At 71.1% G+C, this 18,841-nt stretch carries 17 protein-coding genes; 10 read left to right on the plus strand and 7 right to left on the minus strand.

What is annotated here, in order from left to right; genetic code table 11:
- Window positions 1-93 precede the first annotated feature (93 nt).
- Both NRK68_RS24935 and NRK68_RS24940 read left to right on the plus strand, forming a co-directional pair.
- Window positions 94-1,533 (plus strand): gamma-aminobutyraldehyde dehydrogenase, encoded by a 1,440-nt coding sequence (locus NRK68_RS24935; protein ID WP_183068649.1) that lies wholly within the window; start codon window positions 94-96, stop codon window positions 1,531-1,533.
- A 315-nt stretch (window positions 1,534-1,848) separates the two neighbouring features.
- Entirely contained in the window at window positions 1,849-2,322 is a 474-nt protein-coding gene (locus tag NRK68_RS24940; protein ID WP_257856769.1) for a hypothetical protein, read from the plus strand.
- Here the strand turns inward: NRK68_RS24940 and NRK68_RS24945 are convergent.
- The 5 genes from NRK68_RS24945 to NRK68_RS24965 all read right to left on the minus strand — a co-directional run bounded on the left by NRK68_RS24945 (window position 2,312) and on the right by NRK68_RS24965 (window position 7,296).
- Complete coding sequence (locus NRK68_RS24945; RefSeq protein WP_257856770.1) at window positions 2,312-3,535, minus strand: serine hydrolase domain-containing protein; 1,224 nt, start codon at window positions 3,533-3,535, stop codon at window positions 2,312-2,314. The genes NRK68_RS24940 and NRK68_RS24945 overlap by 11 nt on opposite strands.
- Window positions 3,536-3,683: 148 nt before the next feature.
- Window positions 3,684-4,355 carry a response regulator gene (locus NRK68_RS24950; protein WP_183068651.1) on the minus strand — a complete coding sequence of 224 codons (672 nt, stop codon included), beginning with the start codon at window positions 4,353-4,355 and terminating at the stop codon, window positions 3,684-3,686.
- Window positions 4,352-5,563 carry a sensor histidine kinase gene (locus NRK68_RS24955; RefSeq protein ID WP_373023645.1) on the minus strand — a complete coding sequence of 404 codons (1,212 nt, stop codon included), beginning with the start codon at window positions 5,561-5,563 and terminating at the stop codon, window positions 4,352-4,354. Before NRK68_RS24955 ends, NRK68_RS24950 begins: the two co-directional genes overlap by 4 nt.
- Entirely contained in the window at window positions 5,560-6,249 is a 690-nt protein-coding gene (locus NRK68_RS24960; RefSeq protein WP_183068652.1) for a glycerophosphodiester phosphodiesterase, read from the minus strand. The genes NRK68_RS24955 and NRK68_RS24960 overlap by 4 nt, the downstream gene beginning before the upstream one ends.
- A gap of 21 nt (window positions 6,250-6,270) precedes the next feature.
- Window positions 6,271-7,296 (minus strand): adenosine deaminase, encoded by a 1,026-nt coding sequence (locus tag NRK68_RS24965; protein WP_183068653.1) that lies wholly within the window; start codon window positions 7,294-7,296, stop codon window positions 6,271-6,273.
- A gap of 107 nt (window positions 7,297-7,403) precedes the next feature.
- Between NRK68_RS24965 and NRK68_RS24970 the strand changes: the two genes are divergently transcribed.
- Window positions 7,404-8,102, plus strand: coding sequence for a DUF4190 domain-containing protein (locus tag NRK68_RS24970; protein WP_183068654.1), 699 nt, complete (start codon window positions 7,404-7,406; stop codon window positions 8,100-8,102).
- Here the strand turns inward: NRK68_RS24970 and NRK68_RS24975 are convergent.
- Window positions 8,087-9,688: a TROVE domain-containing protein gene (locus NRK68_RS24975; RefSeq protein ID WP_257856771.1), complete on the minus strand. Its 1,602-nt coding sequence runs from the start codon at window positions 9,686-9,688 to the stop codon at window positions 8,087-8,089. The genes NRK68_RS24970 and NRK68_RS24975 overlap by 16 nt on opposite strands.
- 456 nt (window positions 9,689-10,144) lie before the next feature.
- Window positions 10,145-10,732 carry a riboflavin biosynthesis intermediates N-glycosidase gene (gene ybiA / locus NRK68_RS24980; protein ID WP_183068656.1) on the minus strand — a complete coding sequence of 196 codons (588 nt, stop codon included), beginning with the start codon at window positions 10,730-10,732 and terminating at the stop codon, window positions 10,145-10,147.
- Between the two features lie 194 nt (window positions 10,733-10,926).
- Here ybiA and NRK68_RS24985 point away from each other — a divergent pair, with 194 nt between their 5' ends.
- From NRK68_RS24985 to NRK68_RS25015, 7 genes are all read left to right on the plus strand, one after another.
- Window positions 10,927-12,441 carry a gamma-aminobutyraldehyde dehydrogenase gene (locus NRK68_RS24985; protein WP_257857923.1) on the plus strand — a complete coding sequence of 505 codons (1,515 nt, stop codon included), beginning with the start codon at window positions 10,927-10,929 and terminating at the stop codon, window positions 12,439-12,441.
- Between the two features lie 47 nt (window positions 12,442-12,488).
- A complete protein-coding gene (locus tag NRK68_RS24990; protein ID WP_183068657.1) occupies window positions 12,489-13,739 on the plus strand; it encodes a polyamine ABC transporter substrate-binding protein in 1,251 nt (416 codons plus the stop codon).
- A gap of 80 nt (window positions 13,740-13,819) precedes the next feature.
- Window positions 13,820-14,968 (plus strand): ABC transporter ATP-binding protein, encoded by a 1,149-nt coding sequence (locus NRK68_RS24995; RefSeq protein WP_183068658.1) that lies wholly within the window; start codon window positions 13,820-13,822, stop codon window positions 14,966-14,968.
- A complete protein-coding gene (locus NRK68_RS25000) occupies window positions 14,965-15,894 on the plus strand; it encodes an ABC transporter permease (protein ID WP_183068659.1) in 930 nt (309 codons plus the stop codon). The genes NRK68_RS24995 and NRK68_RS25000 overlap by 4 nt, the downstream gene beginning before the upstream one ends.
- Window positions 15,894-16,700 carry an ABC transporter permease gene (locus NRK68_RS25005; RefSeq protein WP_183068660.1) on the plus strand — a complete coding sequence of 269 codons (807 nt, stop codon included), beginning with the start codon at window positions 15,894-15,896 and terminating at the stop codon, window positions 16,698-16,700. Before NRK68_RS25000 ends, NRK68_RS25005 begins: the two co-directional genes overlap by 1 nt.
- A gap of 30 nt (window positions 16,701-16,730) precedes the next feature.
- Window positions 16,731-18,149, plus strand: a complete 1,419-nt coding sequence (locus NRK68_RS25010; RefSeq protein ID WP_183068661.1) for an NAD(P)/FAD-dependent oxidoreductase — start codon at window positions 16,731-16,733, stop codon at window positions 18,147-18,149.
- A gap of 147 nt (window positions 18,150-18,296) precedes the next feature.
- Complete coding sequence (locus NRK68_RS25015) at window positions 18,297-18,761, plus strand: hypothetical protein (protein ID WP_257856776.1); 465 nt, start codon at window positions 18,297-18,299, stop codon at window positions 18,759-18,761.
- Window positions 18,762-18,841 lie beyond the last annotated feature (80 nt).

Consider the following 18,841-nt stretch of genomic DNA (forward strand, 5'->3'; position numbering starts at 1 on the left):
TGGTGCCCTTCGGGCCTGTCGAAAGCCTCTGCCAAGGGGCTAGGCTTGGTGTTCGTCTCAATCGTTGGACATGTGATCAGGAGTGTGGCTGTAGTGACCACCGAACTGCGTCGTCTGCGCAACTACATCGGCGGGGAGTTCAAGGACGCCGCCGACGGGCGCACCACCGAGGTGGTCAACCCGGCCACCGGCGAGGTGTACGCGACGGCCCCGCTCTCGGGCCAGGCCGATGTCGACGCCGCCATGGCCGCCGCCGCGGCCGCGTTCCCGGGCTGGCGCGACACCACCCCCGCCGAGCGCCAGAAGGCGCTGCTGAAGATCGCGGACGCCTTCGAGGCGCGCGCGGACGAGCTCGTCGCCGCCGAGTCGGAGAACACCGGCAAGCCGCTGGGCCTCACGGCCAGCGAGGAGCTGCCGCCGATGGTGGACCAGATCCGCTTCTTCGCGGGTGCGGCGCGTCTGCTCGAGGGCCGCTCGGCCGGTGAGTACATGGACGGGATGACCTCGATCATCCGTCGTGAGCCGGTCGGCGTCTGCGCCCAGGTCGCGCCGTGGAACTACCCGATGATGATGGCTGTGTGGAAGTTCGCCCCGGCCATCGCGGCGGGCAACACGGTCGTGCTCAAGCCCTCCGACACCACCCCGGCCTCCACCGTCCTGATGGCGGAGATCATCGACTCGGTCCTGCCCAAGGGCGTCTTCAACGTCGTCTGCGGCGACCGCGAGACCGGCAAGGCGATGGTCGAGCACTCGACTCCGGCGATGGCCTCCATCACCGGCTCGGTGCGCGCGGGCATGCAGGTAGCCGAGAGCGCCTCCAAGGACGTCAAGCGCGTCCACCTGGAGCTCGGCGGCAAGGCCCCGGTCGTCGTCTTCGAGGACGCCGACATCCCGAAGGCCGTCGAGGACATCGCGGTCGCCGGCTACTTCAACGCAGGCCAGGACTGCACCGCCGCCACCCGCGTGCTGGTGCACGAGTCGATCCACGACGAGTTCGTGGCCGCGCTCGCCAAGGCCGCCGCCGACACCAAGACCGGCGCGCCGGACGACGAGGACGTGCTCTACGGCCCGCTGAACAACCCGAACCAGCTGGGGCAGGTCGCCGGCTTCATCGAGCGGCTCCCCGCCCACGCCAAGGTCGAGGCAGGCGGCCACCGGGTCGGCGAGAAGGGCTACTTCTACGCCCCGACCGTGGTCTCCGGCCTCAAGCAGGACGACGAGATCATCCAGAACGAGGTCTTCGGCCCCGTCATCACCGTCCAGTCCTTCACGGACGAGGCCCAGGCCCTGGAGTACGCGAACGGCGTCGAGTTCGCCCTCGCCTCCTCCGTCTGGACCAAGGACCACGGCCGCGCGATGCGCATGTCCAAGAACCTCGACTTCGGCTGCGTGTGGATCAACACCCACATCCCGCTCGTCGCCGAGATGCCGCACGGCGGCTTCAAGAAGTCCGGCTACGGCAAGGACCTGTCCGCCTACGGCTTCGAGGACTACACGCGCATCAAGCACGTGATGACCTCGCTCGACGGCTGATCGGCCGCATCGATCACAGCAGGGCCCCGAAGGGGCGGGCAGTGGACGACATGTCCATGGTCCGCCCCTTCCGCGTTCGCCGAGGCTGTGGCCATGCCTCAACTCGCCTTCCCCCGCCTTCGTTCCCGAGGAGGGGCGGGCGGACTACGTCTGTCCCGTACCCGCCGCCCGGGAGGTCCTGGCTGCCTCCGAGGACAAGGAGACCGCCGAACTCGCCGAGACCGTCGTCGGCCTCTGATCACGGTCCGGACACGGAACTGAACGCGTTCAGTCCTTTGGCTGAACGTGTTCAGAAATCGGCGTAGGCTTCCTTCCATGAGCGAGAGAAGCGCCCTTGAGCGGCGGATCCGTGCCTGGTTGATCCTCTTCGTCGTATGCCTGGTCCTCAGCGGCCTCACAGCTTTCCCGCTGGTCAGCGAGCTCCGCTGGGCCAACGCCCTGATCGACAACATATGGCTGCGACGGGTGGGCGACGGGCTGGACCGGGCCGATGCCGAATACCCCTTCCTCCTCTACGGAACCGACTGGCTCGCCTTCGCCCACCTCGTGATCGCCGTCTTCTTCTACGGCGTGTACCGCGACCCCGTCCGCAACATCTGGATCATCGAAGCCGGCATGATCGCCTGCGCCGGAGTGGTCCCCCTGGCACTGATCTGCGGCCCCATCCGCGGCATCCCCTTCTGGTGGAGCATCATCGACATCTCGTTCGGCGTCTTCGGGGTGATCCCCCTGCTGATCCTGCGCCGCATGATCAAGCGGCTGGAGACCGAGGCCGCCACTACTTCGTGAAGGCCGCCATGACGATGCCGAGGGCCACCCCGTTCATGTCCTGGCCCTTGGCGTCGGTGGCGTTCACCGAGTAGACGAGGGTGCGGGAGAGGTCCCGGGTGGCCCCGATCGCGGTGTTGTAGCCGTGCCGCCCACCCGTCTTGCCCCAGGCCACCGTGCCGTCCGGCAGGACGATCCTGGACAGACCCGCCGTCATCACCGCCGGCTTGCCGCTCACCCGGTCCGGCACGTCCGGCACGGTGAACATCTCCTCCAGCCGGTCCTCGGGCACCACCCTGCCGCCGAAGAGGGCCACGGTGAACCGCTCCAGGTCCGCCGTCGTCGAGATGATGTCGCCCGCCGCCCACCGGTCCGAGGAGTTCCACTCGGTCACGTCACGCAGCTCGCGCGAGCCGTCCGCCCGCGGTATCGCCTGGTACCCCCGGTTGTGCGGGCCATGGATCCTCGTCCCGGTCCGCCCCGGGAACGATGTCCCGTGCAGCCCCAGCGGCTTCAGGATCCGCGCGCCGACGGCCTCCTCGTACCGCATGCCCGTCACCTTCTCGATCAGTACACCGAGCAGCGTGTAGTTGATGTTCAGGTAGTGCTGGGCGGTGCCGGGCGCGAACTCCCGCTCCTTCGCGACCGCGTCGGCGATCTGCGCATGCGGATCGGTCACCTCGAACCGGTGCTCCCACTGCGCCTCGAAGGAGTCACCGGGACCGTCGGCCGCCGGAATGCCGCTGGTGTGGTTCAGCAACTGCCGCACCGTGACCGCCCCGTAGCGGTCGGGCACGGTCCCGGGCAGATGGCGCCGGACCGGCATGTCGAGATCCACCCGGCCCTCCGCCGCCAGCTGCAGGACGACCGCCGCCGTGAACACCTTGGTCACCGACCCCGCCCGGAACCGGCCCTGCTCGACGGCATCGCGCCCCGTGCGGATGTCCGCCACCCCCGAACTGCCCTGCCAGCGGCCGGCCGTGCCGCCCACCCGGACCAGCGCGGCCGTCGCGTCCCGGTGCTGCGGACCGAGCCCGGCGATCGCCGCCTCCAGCGCCGCCGCGTTCGGCGGCGTCGACACCGACGGCGTCGACACGGACGGCGTCGAAACGGACGGTGCCATCCACTCCGAAGAGACGGAGCCCGGCGGCGACGCCGCGTGGGCGACGGCCGGTCCCGACGCGATCCCGACGACCAGTGCCGCGGCGACCAGTGTGCGCATCCTTGCGTTCATGACGGTGTGCTCCCCTGCGATCACTCGGGGACCTCCGCCCCGATGACCTCAATGCTCCTGCTCACAGGGGTGGTTGCGGATCACCGATGAGAGGGGTCTTCACCGGTACGACAACTCACCGGCGCGAGGGAGGCGACACGCCGTCCCCTCACTCCCCGGAGGGAGTGCCCGCCGCGATCAGACCCGTCTCGTACGCGCAGATCACCGCCTGGATCCGGTCCCGCAGCCCCAGCTTGGCCAGCACGTTCCCCACATGCGACTTCACCGTGTGCTCGCTCACCACCAGCGCCACCGCGATCTCCGCGTTCGACAGCCCCCGCCCCAGGTGCAGCAGCGTCTCCCGCTCCCGCGCGGTCAGCACCTCCAGCCGCTCCGCGGGAAGCGCGGGCGCCCGTACCGTCGCCGCCGTGTACTCCTCGATCAGCCGGCGCGCCACCGAGGGCGCCAGCAGGGACTCGCCCGCCGCCACCACCCGTACCGCGTGCACCAGGTCGTCCCGCCGCACGTCCTTCAGCAGGAACCCGCTCGCCCCCGCGTGCAGCGCTTCGTACACATACTCGTCAGAGTCGAAAGTCGTCAGCATCACCGTCCGGCACGCACCGCCCGCCGAGATCGCCCGGCACGCCTCGATCCCGTCCAGCACCGGCATCCGGACGTCCAGCAGCGCCACGTCCGGGAGCAGCCGCTCCACGGCCGCGACCGCCGCCGCGCCGTCCCCGGCCTCCGCCACCACCTCGATGTCCTCCTGGGCGTCGAGGATCATCGCGAACCCGCTGCGCACCAGCTCCTGGTCGTCGGCCACCACCACACGGATCGTCAACTCCCCACCTCCAGCGGCGAGGTTACAAGCACCGCCCGTACCTCGAACCCGGAGCCGTCGTGCCGCGGACCGCACCGTGCCGTCCCGCCGTGGGCGGCCGCCCGCTCCCTGATCCCGATCAGCCCGTGCCCGCCGCCGATTCCGCCACCGCTTCCGCCGCCACTTCCGGCACCGCCCGCCGGTCCCCGCCCGTCGTCCGTCACGGTGATCTCCAGCTCCCGGTCCCCGTGGTGCAGCCGTACGCCCACCCGCCGGGCCCGCGCGTGCTTCACCACGTTCGTCAGCGCCTCCTGCACGATGCGGTACGCGGCGGTGTCCACCGCCGGCGGCAGCCCCCCGACCTCGCCCGTCTCCTCGTACGCGATCTCCGGCCCGCCCCGCCGCACCCGTTCCAGCAGGGCCGGCAGCGCCGCCACCCCGGGCTGCGGCTCGCGCGGCGCCGGGCCGTCCGCCTCGCGGAGCACCCCCAGCATCGTGCGCAGCTGCGCCATCGCCTCCCGGCCGGTCTCCGAGATCGCCTCGAAGGCCGCCTCGGCCCGCTCCGGCGCCCGCCGCACCGCCACCGGACCGGCCTCCGCCTGCACGATCATGATGCTGACGGCGTGCGAGAGGATGTCGTGCATCTCCCGCGCGATCCGGGCCCGCTCCCGGGCCACGGCCTGTTCCGCCTCGATGCGGTTGGCCCGCTCCAGCTGCTCCGCCCGGTCCTCGACGGCCGCGGTGTAGGCCTGCCGGGTGAACTGCAGCCGGCCCAGAGCGTAGGCCGCGCCCGCGCAGAACAGGGTGAAGGACAGCTCCCTGGCCGTTCCCGTCCCCAGCCCCGCGGACGCGGCGACGACCACCACCGATCCCGCGCCGACCACCGCCCGCACCCGGCCGGGACACTGCAGCGCGACCGTGTAGAAGGCCATCAGCCCGGCGTAGGGCAGCGGCTGGCCGGGCCCGTCCATCGCCACCTTGTACCCGCCGCCGATCAGCAGGATCGCCGCCAGGACCAGCACGGGCCGGCGCCGGCGCCACACCAGCGGCAGCACTCCCAGCGTGGTGACCGCGTACGAGGCCCAGGTCACCGGGGGCAGCCCGGGCTCCCGCGGCAGCACGAACGGCATCGTGACGGCCAGCTGCACCAGCACGGTCAGCCCCAGGTCCACGACCCAGGGACGGGCCCCGCGCAGCCGCCGGACCGGACGGCCCAGCGCGGGTATCACCGGCCGAACCCGGCCCGTACGGCCGTCAGCGCGTCGACCCGGTTCGTGGTGATCGCGTCGACCCCCGCCGCCATGAGCCCCTTCATCGTCCGCCTGGTGTCGGCGGTCCACGCCGACACCAGCAGGCCGTCCCGGTGCAGCGCGTCCACCAGCTCCCGGCTCACCAGCCCGAAGCGGTAGTTGAGCCAGCGGGGCGCCACCGCGTCGATCAGGACCCGCCGGGGCGGTGACAGCGTGGTCCAGGTCAGCGCGATCTCCGCGCCGGGATCGGCCGCGCGGAGCGCCAGCATCGAGCCCGGTCCCGCGCAGTAGAACGTACGCTCGCGGGCGCCGCACTCCCGGACCAGGCCCACGACGGTGCCGACCGCCTCCGGCGTGGCACCCGGGAGGTCGAGCATCAGCCGGCCGTCCCCGGGCTCCATCAGCGCGTCCCGCAACGTGGGAACGGCGCCGTGCGTCAGCTCCTTCAGCTGTGCGGCCGAAATCTCGTCGAGCCGCACGTCGTGGTTCCACAGCCGCTGCAGCGACTCGTCGTGGAGGAGGACCGGCACCCCGTCACGGGTCAGCCGCACGTCGACCTCGACCGCGTCTGCCCCGCGGGCGAAGGCGGAGCGGATCGAGGGCAGGGTGTTCTCACGGACACGGTAGGGATCGCCGCGGTGGCCGACGGCTGTCAGGGTGCGCATGCCCCCATTCTCGGGGGGAGTTCAGCGCGCGAGCCATTGCTCGGTGTACGTGTCGATCTCCGCGTTGAGCTTCGCCTTGCCGTCCGGGTCCAGGAAGGAGGCCTCGACGGCGTTCTTCGCGAGCTGTGCGAGCCCGCGCTCGTCGAGGTCGAGGAGGCGGGCGGCCACCGCGTACTCGTTGTTGAGGTCGGAGCCGAACATCGGCGGGTCGTCGCTGTTGATGGTGACGAGCACGCCCGCCGCGACCATCTCCTTGACCGGGTGCCGGTCGAGGTCGGTCACCGCGCGGGTGGCGATGTTCGAGGTCGGGCAGACCTCCAGCGCGATGCGGTGCTCGGCGAGGTACGCGAGCAGCTCCGGGTCCTGGACGGAGCTCGTGCCGTGGCCGATGCGCTCGGCGCCCAGCTCGCGGATGGCGTCCCAGACGGTCTCCGGACCCGTGGTCTCGCCCGCGTGCGGGACACTGCGCAGGCCGGCGGCCCGGGCGGCGTCGAAGTACGGCTTGAACTGCGGGCGCGGGACGCCGATCTCGGGCCCGCCCAGGCCGAAGGAGACCAGGCCCTCGGGGCGCAGGTCCACGGCGAGCCGCGCGGTCTCGGCAGCGGCCTCCAGGCCGGCCTCGCCGGGGATGTCGAAGCACCAGCGCAGGATGACGCCGAGTTCCTTCTCGGCGGCCTTGCGGGCGTCCTCGATGGCCTCCATGAAGGCCTTCTCGTCGATACCGCGGCGGGTGGAGGAGTACGGCGTGATGGTCAGCTCGGCGTAGCGGATGTTCTGCCGGGCCATGTCACGGGCGACCTCGAAGGTCAGCAGCCGAACGTCCTCGGGGGTGCGGACGAGGTCGACGACCGACAGGTAGACCTCGATGAAATGGGCGAAGTCCGTGAAGGTGAAGTAGTCGGCGAGGGCCTCGGGGTCGGTGGGGACCTTGGAGTCGGGGTGCCGGGCCGCGAGCTCGGCCACGATGCGCGGGGAGGCGGAGCCGACGTGGTGGACGTGGAGTTCGGCCTTGGGCAGCCCCGCGATGAAGGGGTGCAGGTCGGTCATGGGGGTGCCTCCGGATGACGGGGTGCGGGCGGGTCGTCCTCATCGTAGGCACGGCCGTGACTGTCGGTGGCAGCGCTTAGCATGGCTGTACGAGAGGGGGGCTCCGTATGACCGACAGCAGTTCCGAGCCGCGGGACCCGTGGGCGCCGCCGGAGCGGCCGGCGGTGCACCTGGGCACCACGCAGGGGGCGCCGGGAACGCCGGGCGTGTCGGGTCCGGCGTCCGTGCACGACCAGCCGACGCTCGCCGGGACACCGGGGGACCAGGCGACTCCCGCCGCGCCGACAGGGTCCGCGCCGGGCGCCGCCACGCCCGTGCCGCCGACGCCCGTGCCGCCCGCGGCCGGACCGGCCTCGGCGGCGTACGGCTATCCGACGGCGCAGCCCGGCTACGGATACCCGGGCGATGCCGGATACCCCGGGTATCCCGGGTACCCCGCCCAGCAGGGATATCCGTTCCCCGGCGGGTATCCGCCGTACGGGCGCCGGCCCAGCAACGGCTTCGGCGTCACCTCGCTCGTCCTCGGCATCCTCGCCGTGGTCGGCTGCATCACCAGCTTCATAGCGGTCGCCCTCGGGATCGGCGCCGTCGTCTTCGGCGCCCTGGGCAAGGGCAAGGCCAACCGCGGCGAGGCCGACAACGGCGGGGTGGCCCTGGCCGGCATCATCCTGGGCGCGACCGGCATCGTGCTGGGCCTGCTGATGCTGGTCGCCATGTTCGCCGCCCCGTTCCTCGACGCCGACGGGGACGACCGCCCGCGCCACGAGAGCCCGTATTCGGACTCACGGCTTCACGAACGGGTCTGAAGCCACGGCCAGTCGGCGTTCCGGCCGGCCTCGATCAGCGACACCATCCGGAACGCCGCGTCCGTGAGCCCGCCGAAGGTGTGCCGGTTCGCGGTGCCGGAGGGCGCGTGCCCCACCCGGTAGCCGGCCAGGTTCCAGGTGTACACGGGCACCTCGGGCGGCACGAGCTCCGCCGGATCCCCGCTGTAGCCGTAGGACGCGGCCTGCTCGTCCGTCACGATCAGCACCCGGTCGTGGTCCCGGTAGTGCTTCTTGACGGCCTGGGCCGTGTAGGTGCCCCCGAGGTCCCCGAACCGTTCGAGCACCTTCAGCACGGACTCGCCCCGGCTGCAGGGGACCGCCTCGCTGGTCGTGCCGAACTGCACGAGGTCGGCCCGCTCCGCCCGCAGCGCCAGCGCCGCCCCGAAGACGGCCGCGGCATCGGCCCGGTTGAGCCGGGAGCGGTCCGACAGCGGGGACCACATCGAACCGGAGCGGTCGACGAGGACCAGCGTGCGGCCGGGCAGCGCCGGTACGTTCGCCAGCGAGTGGCCGAGCGCCTGCTCCAGCGGGTACGCCCAGCGCAGCGAGGGCGCGTGCTGGTACGCGGCCAGGTAGCGGAAGGGGAACTGCCGGGACCGGGCGACGACCTCCGGGTCGGAGATCTTCGCCGCGACCTGCGCGGCCACCGCGTCCGAGACCCCGGCCTCGTCGAAGTTGCGCAGGTTGCGCAGCAGCGCCATCGTCCCCATGGACGGGATGACCGCCTCCCAGGCGGCCGCGTCCAGCGGCCCCTGCAGCCAGCCGGCCAGCGCCTCCCAGGTCATGCCCGCAGCGGCGAGCCGCTCCGCGCCGTCCGGGGCGAGCACCACACCGCGCCGCTCCGGGACCGGCAGCTCCATCAGCGCCCGGTGCGCCGCGAGGGTGCGGTTGCCCGCGGGGACCTGCGCGCTCTGCGGGTTGTGCCTGCGGTCCAGGGCGTAGCGGAACAGCTCGCCCTGCCAGGGCCTGTCCGGGTCGGGGGAGGCGTGCACGAGGTTGAGGACATCACCGAAGCGGTAGGCCCTGGAGTCGGTGTCGTACTTCAGCAGCGAGGTGCCGGAGTAGAGCCGGCGCACGGCGTCGGCGATCCCGCGCTTGACGGGCTTGGGCACGTTCCGCCCGTACGTGGCCGTCCAGTAGGCCAGCAGCTCACCGGGCTCGTCGGCGCGCCGCAGCACGGAGTCCACGACCCGGCGGTTCGACGGGCCGTCGGTGACGCCGGCGTCGAGCCGTGCCTTGACGTACTCCGCGGCGCCGACGAGGGAGGCGGTGCGCATGTTGGCGTCCTGGCGCAGCCAGCCCAGCAGGCCGGCCGTCCACGCGGGATCCTCGACGGCGAGGGTGCGCACGAGCGCGGCGAAGCGGTCGTCGCGCGCCTCGCCGCTCTCGTAGGCGGTTCGCTGCGTCACGAAGTTGGCGACGGCCAGCAGGAACAGTTCGGAGCGTGGGTCGCGCAGACGGCCCGGGCCGCCCTCGGCGGTGCGGGCCCTTGCGGTGGAGCGCACCGGAGAAGTGGGCGCGGTCGGCGCCGACTTGACGAGCGCGCGCAGGTTGAAGCGAGCCATGAGAATCCCCCCGAATTCGATGGAAGCGGGGGAGGCGTTGCGTGGGGGATGCCCGAGATCGGGAGTCGGCGGCGGACTTGTGTCAGCTGCTCTCATCTTCTGAGCTACCGGCCTGAGCCGGGCGGGACTTGAACCCGCGACCCGCTGATGGGAAGAAGTAACCGTCGCCTTCGCACCGGGCATCCCCCACGCGCCTCCCGAGATCAAGGTGGCGGCGGCCTGGGTTTCTCTGCAAAAGAAGGAGCCGCAGCCTGCGCACCGGGAGGTGCGTGACGTAGGTGTCCAGAGAACAAGGCCGGCGAAACCACATGGTGCTCTACCGACTGAGCTACACCGGCCTGAAGCCGGTGACGGGACTCGAACCCGCGGCCACCCGATCTGGAGTCGAAGTAGGTCTCGCCTTCGCACCTGGACGAGGAACACGTTAGGCGGCGCCCTTCCGGCTCCGCCAGCCAATTACGCCCGGCCCGGACCGTCCCCGCCGTCAGCGGCCTCGCCGCCTTCGCGCAGCCGCGAACGGGCCTCCATCAGGGCGAAACCCAGCAGGTTCAGCCCGCGCCAACGCGCCGGGTCCAGGGCGCGCTCGTCGTCGGCCGCCAGCCCGATGCCCCAGATCCGGTCCATCGGGCTCGCCTCCACCAGCACCCGCTCCCCGGTGCCCAGCAGGTAGGACCGCAGCGCCGGGTCCGAGCCGAACTTGTGCACGCTGCCCTCCACGACCAGGGCGAAGCGCTCCCGCTCCCATGTCGCGTTGTCGAAGCCGCGCACGAGCCGGCCGATCTTCTTCGCCTCGGCCGGGCTCTTCGCCGCCACCGCGGCGCGCTCGGCCTCGGGGTCCGCGAACAGCCGGGCCTTCCCGGCCATCATCCAGTGCTCGGCCGTCGCATAACGGACGTCACCGACAGTGAAGGCGGAGGGCCACCACTGGCTCAGGCAGCTCGGCCCGAGCCTGCCGTCGGGCTGCGGCCGGTGCCCCCAGAACGGCAGGTACTTCACCCGCTCACCGCGGCTGACCTGCTTGATCAGGTCGTCGATCATCTCCATGCACGCGAGTCTGACACCCGCCACTGACACTTCGTACGGGATTTTCGGCGTGCCTCGACACATGGTCGACCGATTCCGTCGCGTAATCAAAAGGCAACAACGGAATCACTTGGCCGAGGGCATCGCCTCTGTCAGGATCGGCACTCAATTCGAGCTGTAACTCGAACTGTAGCTACGGAGAGCGTGAGAGCGTGATGGGCAACCGCTTCCAGGTCAAGGACCGCTTCGCAGAGGGCGCGCAGTACATCGACGGGCAGCTCCGGGCCGGAACCTCCGGACGGTCACACACCGTGGTCGACCCGGCCACCGGCGAGGAGGTCCTGACCTACGAGCTGGCGGGCACCGCGGACGTCGACGAGGCCGTCGCGGCTGCCCGGCGCGCCTTCCCGGCCTGGTCCGCTGCCACCCCCGGGGAGCGTTCGGACGCCCTGCACCGGCTGGCCGCCGTACTGGCCGAGCAGGCCGAGGACTTCGCGTACGCCGAGTCCCTCCAGTGCGGCAAGCCGATCAAGCTGTCCACGGAGTTCGACGTACCGGGCACCATCGACAACACCGCCTTCTTCGCGGGCGCCGCACGGCACCTCCAGGGGCAGGCCGCCGCGGAGTACTCGGGCGACCACACCTCGTACGTGCGCCGCGAGGCCATCGGGGTCGTCGGCTCCATCGCCCCCTGGAACTACCCGCTGCAGATGGCCGCCTGGAAGATCCTCCCGGCGATCGCGGCGGGCAACACCATCGTGCTCAAGCCCGCCGAGCTCACCCCGCTGACCTCCCTGATGTTCGCGCAGGCGGCCAAGGAGGCGGGCCTGCCCGACGGCGTGATCAACATCGTCACCGGTGCCGGCCGTGACGCCGGAGAGCACCTGGTGGGTCACCCCGACGTGGTGATGACCTCCTTCACCGGCTCCACCGCCGTCGGCAAGCGGGTCGCGGAGATCGCCACCGCCACCGTGAAGCGCCTGCACCTGGAGCTCGGCGGCAAGGCACCCTTCCTCGTCTTCGACGACGCCGACCTGGAGGCCGCCGCGCACGGCGCCGTCGCCGCCTCCCTGATCAACACCGGCCAGGACTGCACCGCGGCGACCCGCGCCTACGTACAGCGGCCCCTGCACGACGCCTTCGTCGCCCGGGTCGCCGAGCTGATGGAGACCGTCCGCCTGGGCGACCCCTTCGCGCCCGGCACCGACCTCGGCCCGCTCGTCTCGCACGCCCAGCGCGACCGCGTCGCCGGCTTCGTCGAGCGCGCCCGCCGCTACGCCACCGTCGTCACCGGCGGCGAGACCCCGGGCGGCGAGCTCGCCGACGGGGCGTACTACCGGCCCACCCTCATCACCGGGGCCGCCCAGGACAGCGAGGTGGTCCAGTCGGAGATCTTCGGCCCCGTCCTCGTGGTGCTGCCCTTCGACAGCGACGACGAGGGGATCGCGCTGTCCAACGACACCCCGTACGGGCTCGCCGCCTCCGCCTGGAGCCGCGGCCTCTACCGGGCGAACCGTGCCACCCGCGAGATCAAGGCGGGCTGCGTGTGGGTCAACGACCACATCCCGATCATCAGCGAGATGCCCCACGGGGGCTACAAGGCCAGCGGCTTCGGAAAGGACATGTCCGCCTACTCCTTCGAGGAGTACACGCAGATCAAGCACGTGATGTACGACAACACCGCGGTGGCCGCGAAGGACTGGCACCGCACGATCTTCGGGGACAGATAGCCGATCACCGCCTGACCAGCGGCACACCTCCCGAAAGGCCACAGCGCATGGAGCAGTTCGAGCCCGACCGCCTCTCCGCGGCGCAACTCGCCGCGATGCGGCGCAGCCTCACCAGCGGGCGCGGCGCCCTCACCCGCCGCTCGCTGCTGCGCGCCTCCGGAGTCGGAGCGCTCACCCTCGGAGGCCTGTCCACCCTCGCCGGGTGCGGCATCCCTCCCGCCAAGCGGGAGGGCGGCACGGCCGCGGCCTCCGACGACCACTCGGACCGGGAGAAGGAGATCAACTTCTCCAACTGGACCGAGTACATGGACACCAGTGAGGACGAGAAGTCCCGTCCCACGCTGGAGGAGTTCACCAAGCGGACCGGGATCAAGGTCGAGTACACCGAGGACATCAACGACAACGTCGAGTTCTTCGGCAAGGTCAAACCGCAGCTCGCGGCAGGCCAGGACACCGGCCGCGACCTGATCGTCGTCACCGACTGGCTCGCCGCGCGCATCATCCGCCTCGGCTGGGCCCAGAAGCTCGACCCCGCGCACCTGCCGCACGCCTACGCCAACCTCTCCCCGCAGTTCCGCAGCCCCGACTGGGACCCGGGCCGCGCGTACAGCTACCCCTGGACCGGCATATCCACCGTCATCGCCTACAACGAGAAGGCGACGGAGGGCAGGAAGGTCGACTCCGTCACCCAGATGCTCGACGACCCCTCCCTCAAGGGCCGGGTCGGCTTCCTGACGGAGATGCGCGACAGCGTCGGCATGACCCTGCTCGACCAGGGCAAGAACCCCGCCTCCTTCACGGACGCGGACTTCGACGAGGCGGTCGGCCGGCTCCAGAAGGGTGTGGACAAGAACCAGATCCGGCGCTTCACGGGCAACGACTACACCTCGGACCTCGACAAGGGCGACCTCGCCGCCTGCCTCGCCTGGGCGGGCGACGTCATCCAGCTCCAGGCCGACAACCCGGACATCAAGTTCGCCATCCCCGCGGCCGGCTACATCACCTCCAGCGACAACCTGCTGGTGCCCGCGAAGGCGCGGCACAAGGCCAACGCGGAACGGCTCATCGACTACTACTACGAGCTCCCGGTCGCCGCGCAGCTGGCCGCCTACATCAGCTACGTCTGCCCCGTCGAGGGCGTGGGCGAAGAGCTCGCGAAGATCGATCCCGAGCTCGCGGAGAACACCCTGATCGTCCCGGACAAGGCGATGACCGCCAAGTCGCACGCCTTCCGCTCCCTCAGCAGCGAGGAAGAGACGGCGTACGAGGAGAAGTTCGCCAAGCTCATCGGAGCCTGACGCCGGCCCGGTGCGCCGGCGGCCGCCCCGCGGCGGCCTCCCCCTTGACCTCTTCGCCCACCCAACCCCGGGACCTCTCCATGACTGACAAGACCGAAGGCGGCGACGTCCGCCTCTCCGGGATCAGCAAGCACTACGGCACCTTCACCGCCGTGCACCCGCTGGACCTCACCGTCCCCCAGGGCTCCTTCTTCGCCCTGCTCGGCGCCTCCGGCTGCGGCAAGACCACCACCCTGCGCATGATCGCGGGCCTGGAGGAGCCCTCCACCGGCACGGTCCACCTCGGCGACCGGGAGGTCACCCACCTGCCGCCGTACAAGCGCCCGGTCAACACGGTCTTCCAGAGCTACGCGCTCTTCCCGCACCTGAGCATCTTCGAGAACATCGCCTTCGGCCTGCGCCGCCGGGGCATCAAGTCGGTCAAGAAGCAGGTCGACGAGATGCTGGAGCTGGTCCAGCTCGGCCAGTTCGCCCAGCGCAAGCCGCACCAGCTCTCCGGCGGCCAGCAGCAGCGCGTCGCCGTCGCCCGCGCCCTGATCAACCACCCTCAGGTACTGCTCCTCGACGAGCCCCTCGGCGCCCTCGACCTCAAGCTGCGCCGCCAGATGCAGCTGGAGCTCAAGCGGATCCAGACGGAGGTCGGCATCACCTTCGTGCACGTCACGCACGACCAGGAGGAGGCCATGACCATGGCCGACACGGTCGCCGTGATGAACGGCGGCCGCGTCGAGCAGCTGGGCGCCCCCGCCGAGCTGTACGAGAACCCGCGGACCACCTTCGTCGCGAACTTCCTCGGCACCTCCAACCTCATCGAGGCCTCCGTGGAGTCCGCCGGCTCCGAGGTCGTCGTCTCGGCCTCCGGCACCACCCTGCGGCTGCCCGCCGCCCGGTGCTCGACCACGCCCCGGGCCGGCGGCAAGCTGCTCGTCGGCGTCCGCCCGGAGAAGGTGTCGCTGGTCCCGGCCGAGGAGGAGCAGGCCGTCGCGGCCGGCCGCAACAGGATCACCGGCCGGATAGCCGCCTCCTCCTTCATCGGGGTCTCCACCCAGTTCGTCGTCGACAGCCCGGTCTGCCCCGAGCTGGAGGTCTACGTCCAGAACATCGAGCGCGACGCCCGCCTGGTCCCCGGCGCCGAGGTGGTCCTGCACTGGAACCCGGAGCACACCTTCGGGCTCGATGCCGATCAAGACATCGACGCGGGCATCGAGACGGTCGAGGAGAGCGCGTGACCGCCACCGCCGCGCCGCCCCAGGCGCCCGCCCCCGCCGGACCCCCGGTCCACAAGCCGTCGACGCGCAAGCGGCTGGTCCCGTACTGGCTGCTGCTCCCCGGCATCCTGTGGCTGCTGGTCTTCTTCGTGCTGCCGATGGTCTACCAGGCCTCCACCTCGGTGCAGACCGGCTCCCTCGAAGAGGGCTTCGAGGTCACCTGGCACTTCCGGACCTACTGGGACGCCTTCACCGAGTACCTGCCGCAGTTCCTGCGCTCCCTGCTCTACGCCGGCACCGCCACCGCGCTGTGCCTGCTGCTCGGGTACCCGCTGGCCTACCTGATCGCCTTCAAGGCGGGCCGCTGGCGCAACCTGCTGCTGGTCCTGGTCATCGCGCCGTTCTTCACCAGCTTCCTGATCCGCACGCTGGCCTGGAAGACGATCCTGGCCGACGGCGGCCCGGTGGTCGGCGCCCTCAACGCGGTCGGCTTCCTCGACGTCACCAGCTGGCTCGGCATGACCGAGGGCGACCGGGTACTGGCCACGCCGCTCGCGGTCGTCTGCGGCCTGACGTACAACTTCCTCCCCTTCATGATCCTGCCGCTGTACTCCTCGCTGGAGCGCATCGACACCCGCCTCCACGAGGCGGCCGGGGACCTCTACGCCCGCCCCGCCACGGTCTTCCGGAAGGTCACCTTCCCGCTCTCCATGCCGGGCGTGGTCTCCGGGACCCTGCTCACCTTCATCCCGGCGAGCGGCGACTACGTGAACGCCGAGCTGCTCGGCTCCACGGACACCCGGATGATCGGCAACGTCATCCAGTCGCAGTACCTGCGGATCCTCGACTACCCGACGGCGGCCGCGCTGTCCTTCATTCTCATGGCCATCGTGCTGATCATGGTCACCATCTACATCCGCCGAGCGGGGACGGAGGACCTGGTCTGATGCGCACACCCCTCACCTGGCTGCGGCGCAACCTGGTCGTGATCGCCGGCCTCGGCACGCTCGCGTACATGATCCTGCCGAACGTCGTCGTCACCGTCTTCTCCTTCAACAACCCCTCCGGGCGCTTCAACTACGCCTGGCAGGAGTTCTCACTCGACGCGTGGCAGGACCCCTGCGGCGTCGCCGACCTGTGCGGGTCCCTCGGGCTCTCGCTCCAGATCGCCCTGTGGTCCACGCTCGCGGCGACCGCCCTCGGCACCGCCATAGCCTTCGCGCTGGTGCGCTACCGGTTCAGGGCGCGCGGCGCGGTCAACTCGCTGATCTTCCTGCCCATGGCCATGCCGGAGATCGTGATGGCGGCCTCGCTGCTCGCGCTCTTCCTCAACATGGGCATCCAGCTGGGCTTCTGGACGATCCTGATCGCCCACATCATGTTCTGCCTCAGCTTCGTCGTCGCCGCCGTCAAGGCCCGCGTCCTGTCCATGGACCCGCGGCTGGAGGAGGCCGCCCGGGACCTCTACGCGGGCCCGGTGCAGACCTTCGTACGGGTGACCCTGCCCATCGCGGCACCGGGTATCGCGGCGGGTGCGCTGCTCTCCTTCGCGCTCTCGTTCGACGACTTCATCATCACCAACTTCAACTCGGGCAACACCGTCACCTTCCCCATGTTCGTGTGGGGATCGGCCCAGCGCGGTACGCCCGTGCAGATCAACGTCATCGGCACGGCGATGTTCGTCATCGCGGTGCTGGTGGTCCTCGCCGGCCAGTTCGTCGGCAACCGCCGCAAGAAGGCACAACCGAAGTAGTTCCGTAGTTCCCGTGGGGAGTTGGAAGACATGGCCCCAGTCGCCATGCGTAGTGTTGCGAAATCCCTTTCCGAAGCGAAGCCGGTCTCGTACTGGCTGGACGACCCCGGCAAGCCCGCCCCGCAGCCGGCGCTCACCTCGGACGAGCGCTGCGACCTGCTGGTCATCGGCGCCGGCTACAGCGGCCTGTGGACCGCGCTGCTCGCCAAGGAGCGCGACCCCGAGCGGGATGTCGTACTGATCGAGAGCAAGGAGGCGGGCTGGGCCGCCTCCGGCCGCAACGGCGGTTTCTGCGCGGCCTCCCTCACCCACGGCCTGAGCAACGGGCTCGCCCGCTGGCCCGGCGAACTGGCGAAGCTGGAGGAGCTGGGCGCCCGCAACCTCGACGCCATCGAGGAGGCCGTCGCCCGCTACGGCATCGACTGCGACTTCGAGCGGACCGGCGAGATCGACGTCGCCACCGAACCGCACCAGGTCGAGGAGCTGCGCGAACTCCACGAGGAGGCCAGGCGCCTGGGCCTGGCCGGCGGCTCCGAATGGCTCGACGGCGACGCCGTGCGCGCCGAGGTCGACTCCCCGACCTTCCTCGCGGGCCTCTGGGACCGCGACGGCGTCGCCATGCTCAATCCGGCGAAGCTTGCCTGGGGACTGAAGCAGGCGTGCCTGGACCTCGGGGTGCGGATCTATGAGAACACCCGCGGCCTGAAGCTCGCCCCGGCGGGGCGCGGGATGACCGTGCAGACGCCCTACGGCACGATCCTCGCCCGCCGGGTGGCCCTGGGCACCAACATCTTCCCGTCGCTGGTCCGGCGGATCCGGCCGTTCACCGTCCCGGTCTACGACTACGCGCTGATGAGCGAGCCGCTGGACGAGGCGCAGCTGGCCTCGATCGGCTGGAAGCGGCGGCAGGGCCTGGGCGACAGCGCCAACCAGTTCCACTACTTCCGGATCACCAGGGACAACCGCATCCTGTGGGGCGGCTACGACGCGATCTACCCCTACCGCGGCAGGCTCGACTCCGAGTACGACCACCGCCCCGAGACCTACCTCCGGCTCGCGGAGCACTTCTTCACCGCCTTCCCGCAGCTGGAGGGGCTGAAGTTCAGCCACGCGTGGGGCGGCGCGATCGACACCTGCTCGCGCTTCTCCGCCTTCTTCGGCACGGCGCACTCCGGCAAGGTGGCGTACGCGACCGGGTACACCGGCCTCGGCGTGGGGGCCACCCGCTTCGGCGCGGACGTGATGCTGGACCTGCTCGACGGGCTCTCCACCGAGCGCACCCGGCTGGAGATGGTGAAGTCCAAGCCGATGCCGTTCCCGCCCGAGCCGTTCGCCTGGACCGGGATCGCGCTCACCAAGTGGTCGCTGGCCCGCGCGGACGCCCGGGGCGGGCACCGGAACCTGTGGCTCAGGACGCTGGACCGGTTCGGTCTCGGCTTCGACAGCTGAGCCGGCCGCGCGCCCCGGCGCGCACCGCCCCCTTCCCCGTGTGACCTGATTCACCCACACGGGGTGGGGAAACCCGCGTCATGTCCGTGCCCGGCCCCGCTCTCTGCGTGGTGAGAACCCCTCACCTACAGGGAACGGAGGCCGGGCATGACGACCCCGGGGGAAAAGGCCGCGGTGGACTGGCTGGTATCGGCGGCGCCCGATCCCGGTGCCTGCCGGCGGGAGTGGGAGCGCGACCCCCTCGGGGTCGCCCTGCTGCCCGCGGGGCGGCTCTGGGACGTGCTGGTCCTGCCGGGGGAGCTGGGGCGGGCCACGCTCGACGTGCTGGATCCGCTCACCGACCGGACCGGCCCGGTGCTCGCCGGCTTCGGCGCGTCGCGGCTGGGCTTCTTCGTGCCCCCGGGCACCGCCTCCCACTGGATCGGCACGGGCGTACGGGGGGCCGGGCGCGGGGCGTGGATCGTGGTCCCGTACCCGGGCCGGGCGACCCGGGGAGTGCGCTGGGAGGTGCTCCCGGACGGCGAGGGGACCCTGACGGACCCGGTCCTGCTGGAGCTCGCGATGCACGAGGCGGCCGCCCGCGCGGCGGTGGGGAAGGTCCGCAGCCCTTGACAAGAGGATTGGTCTGGACCATGTTGGGCGCCGCTGTTCCCGTACCGCCCGCCTGGCTCCATCCCCCCATGTTCCGGAGG

The sequence above is a fragment of the Streptomyces yangpuensis genome (assembly GCF_024666385.1).
In the GTDB taxonomy this organism is placed as follows: Bacteria; Actinomycetota; Actinomycetes; order Streptomycetales; family Streptomycetaceae; genus Streptomyces; species Streptomyces yangpuensis.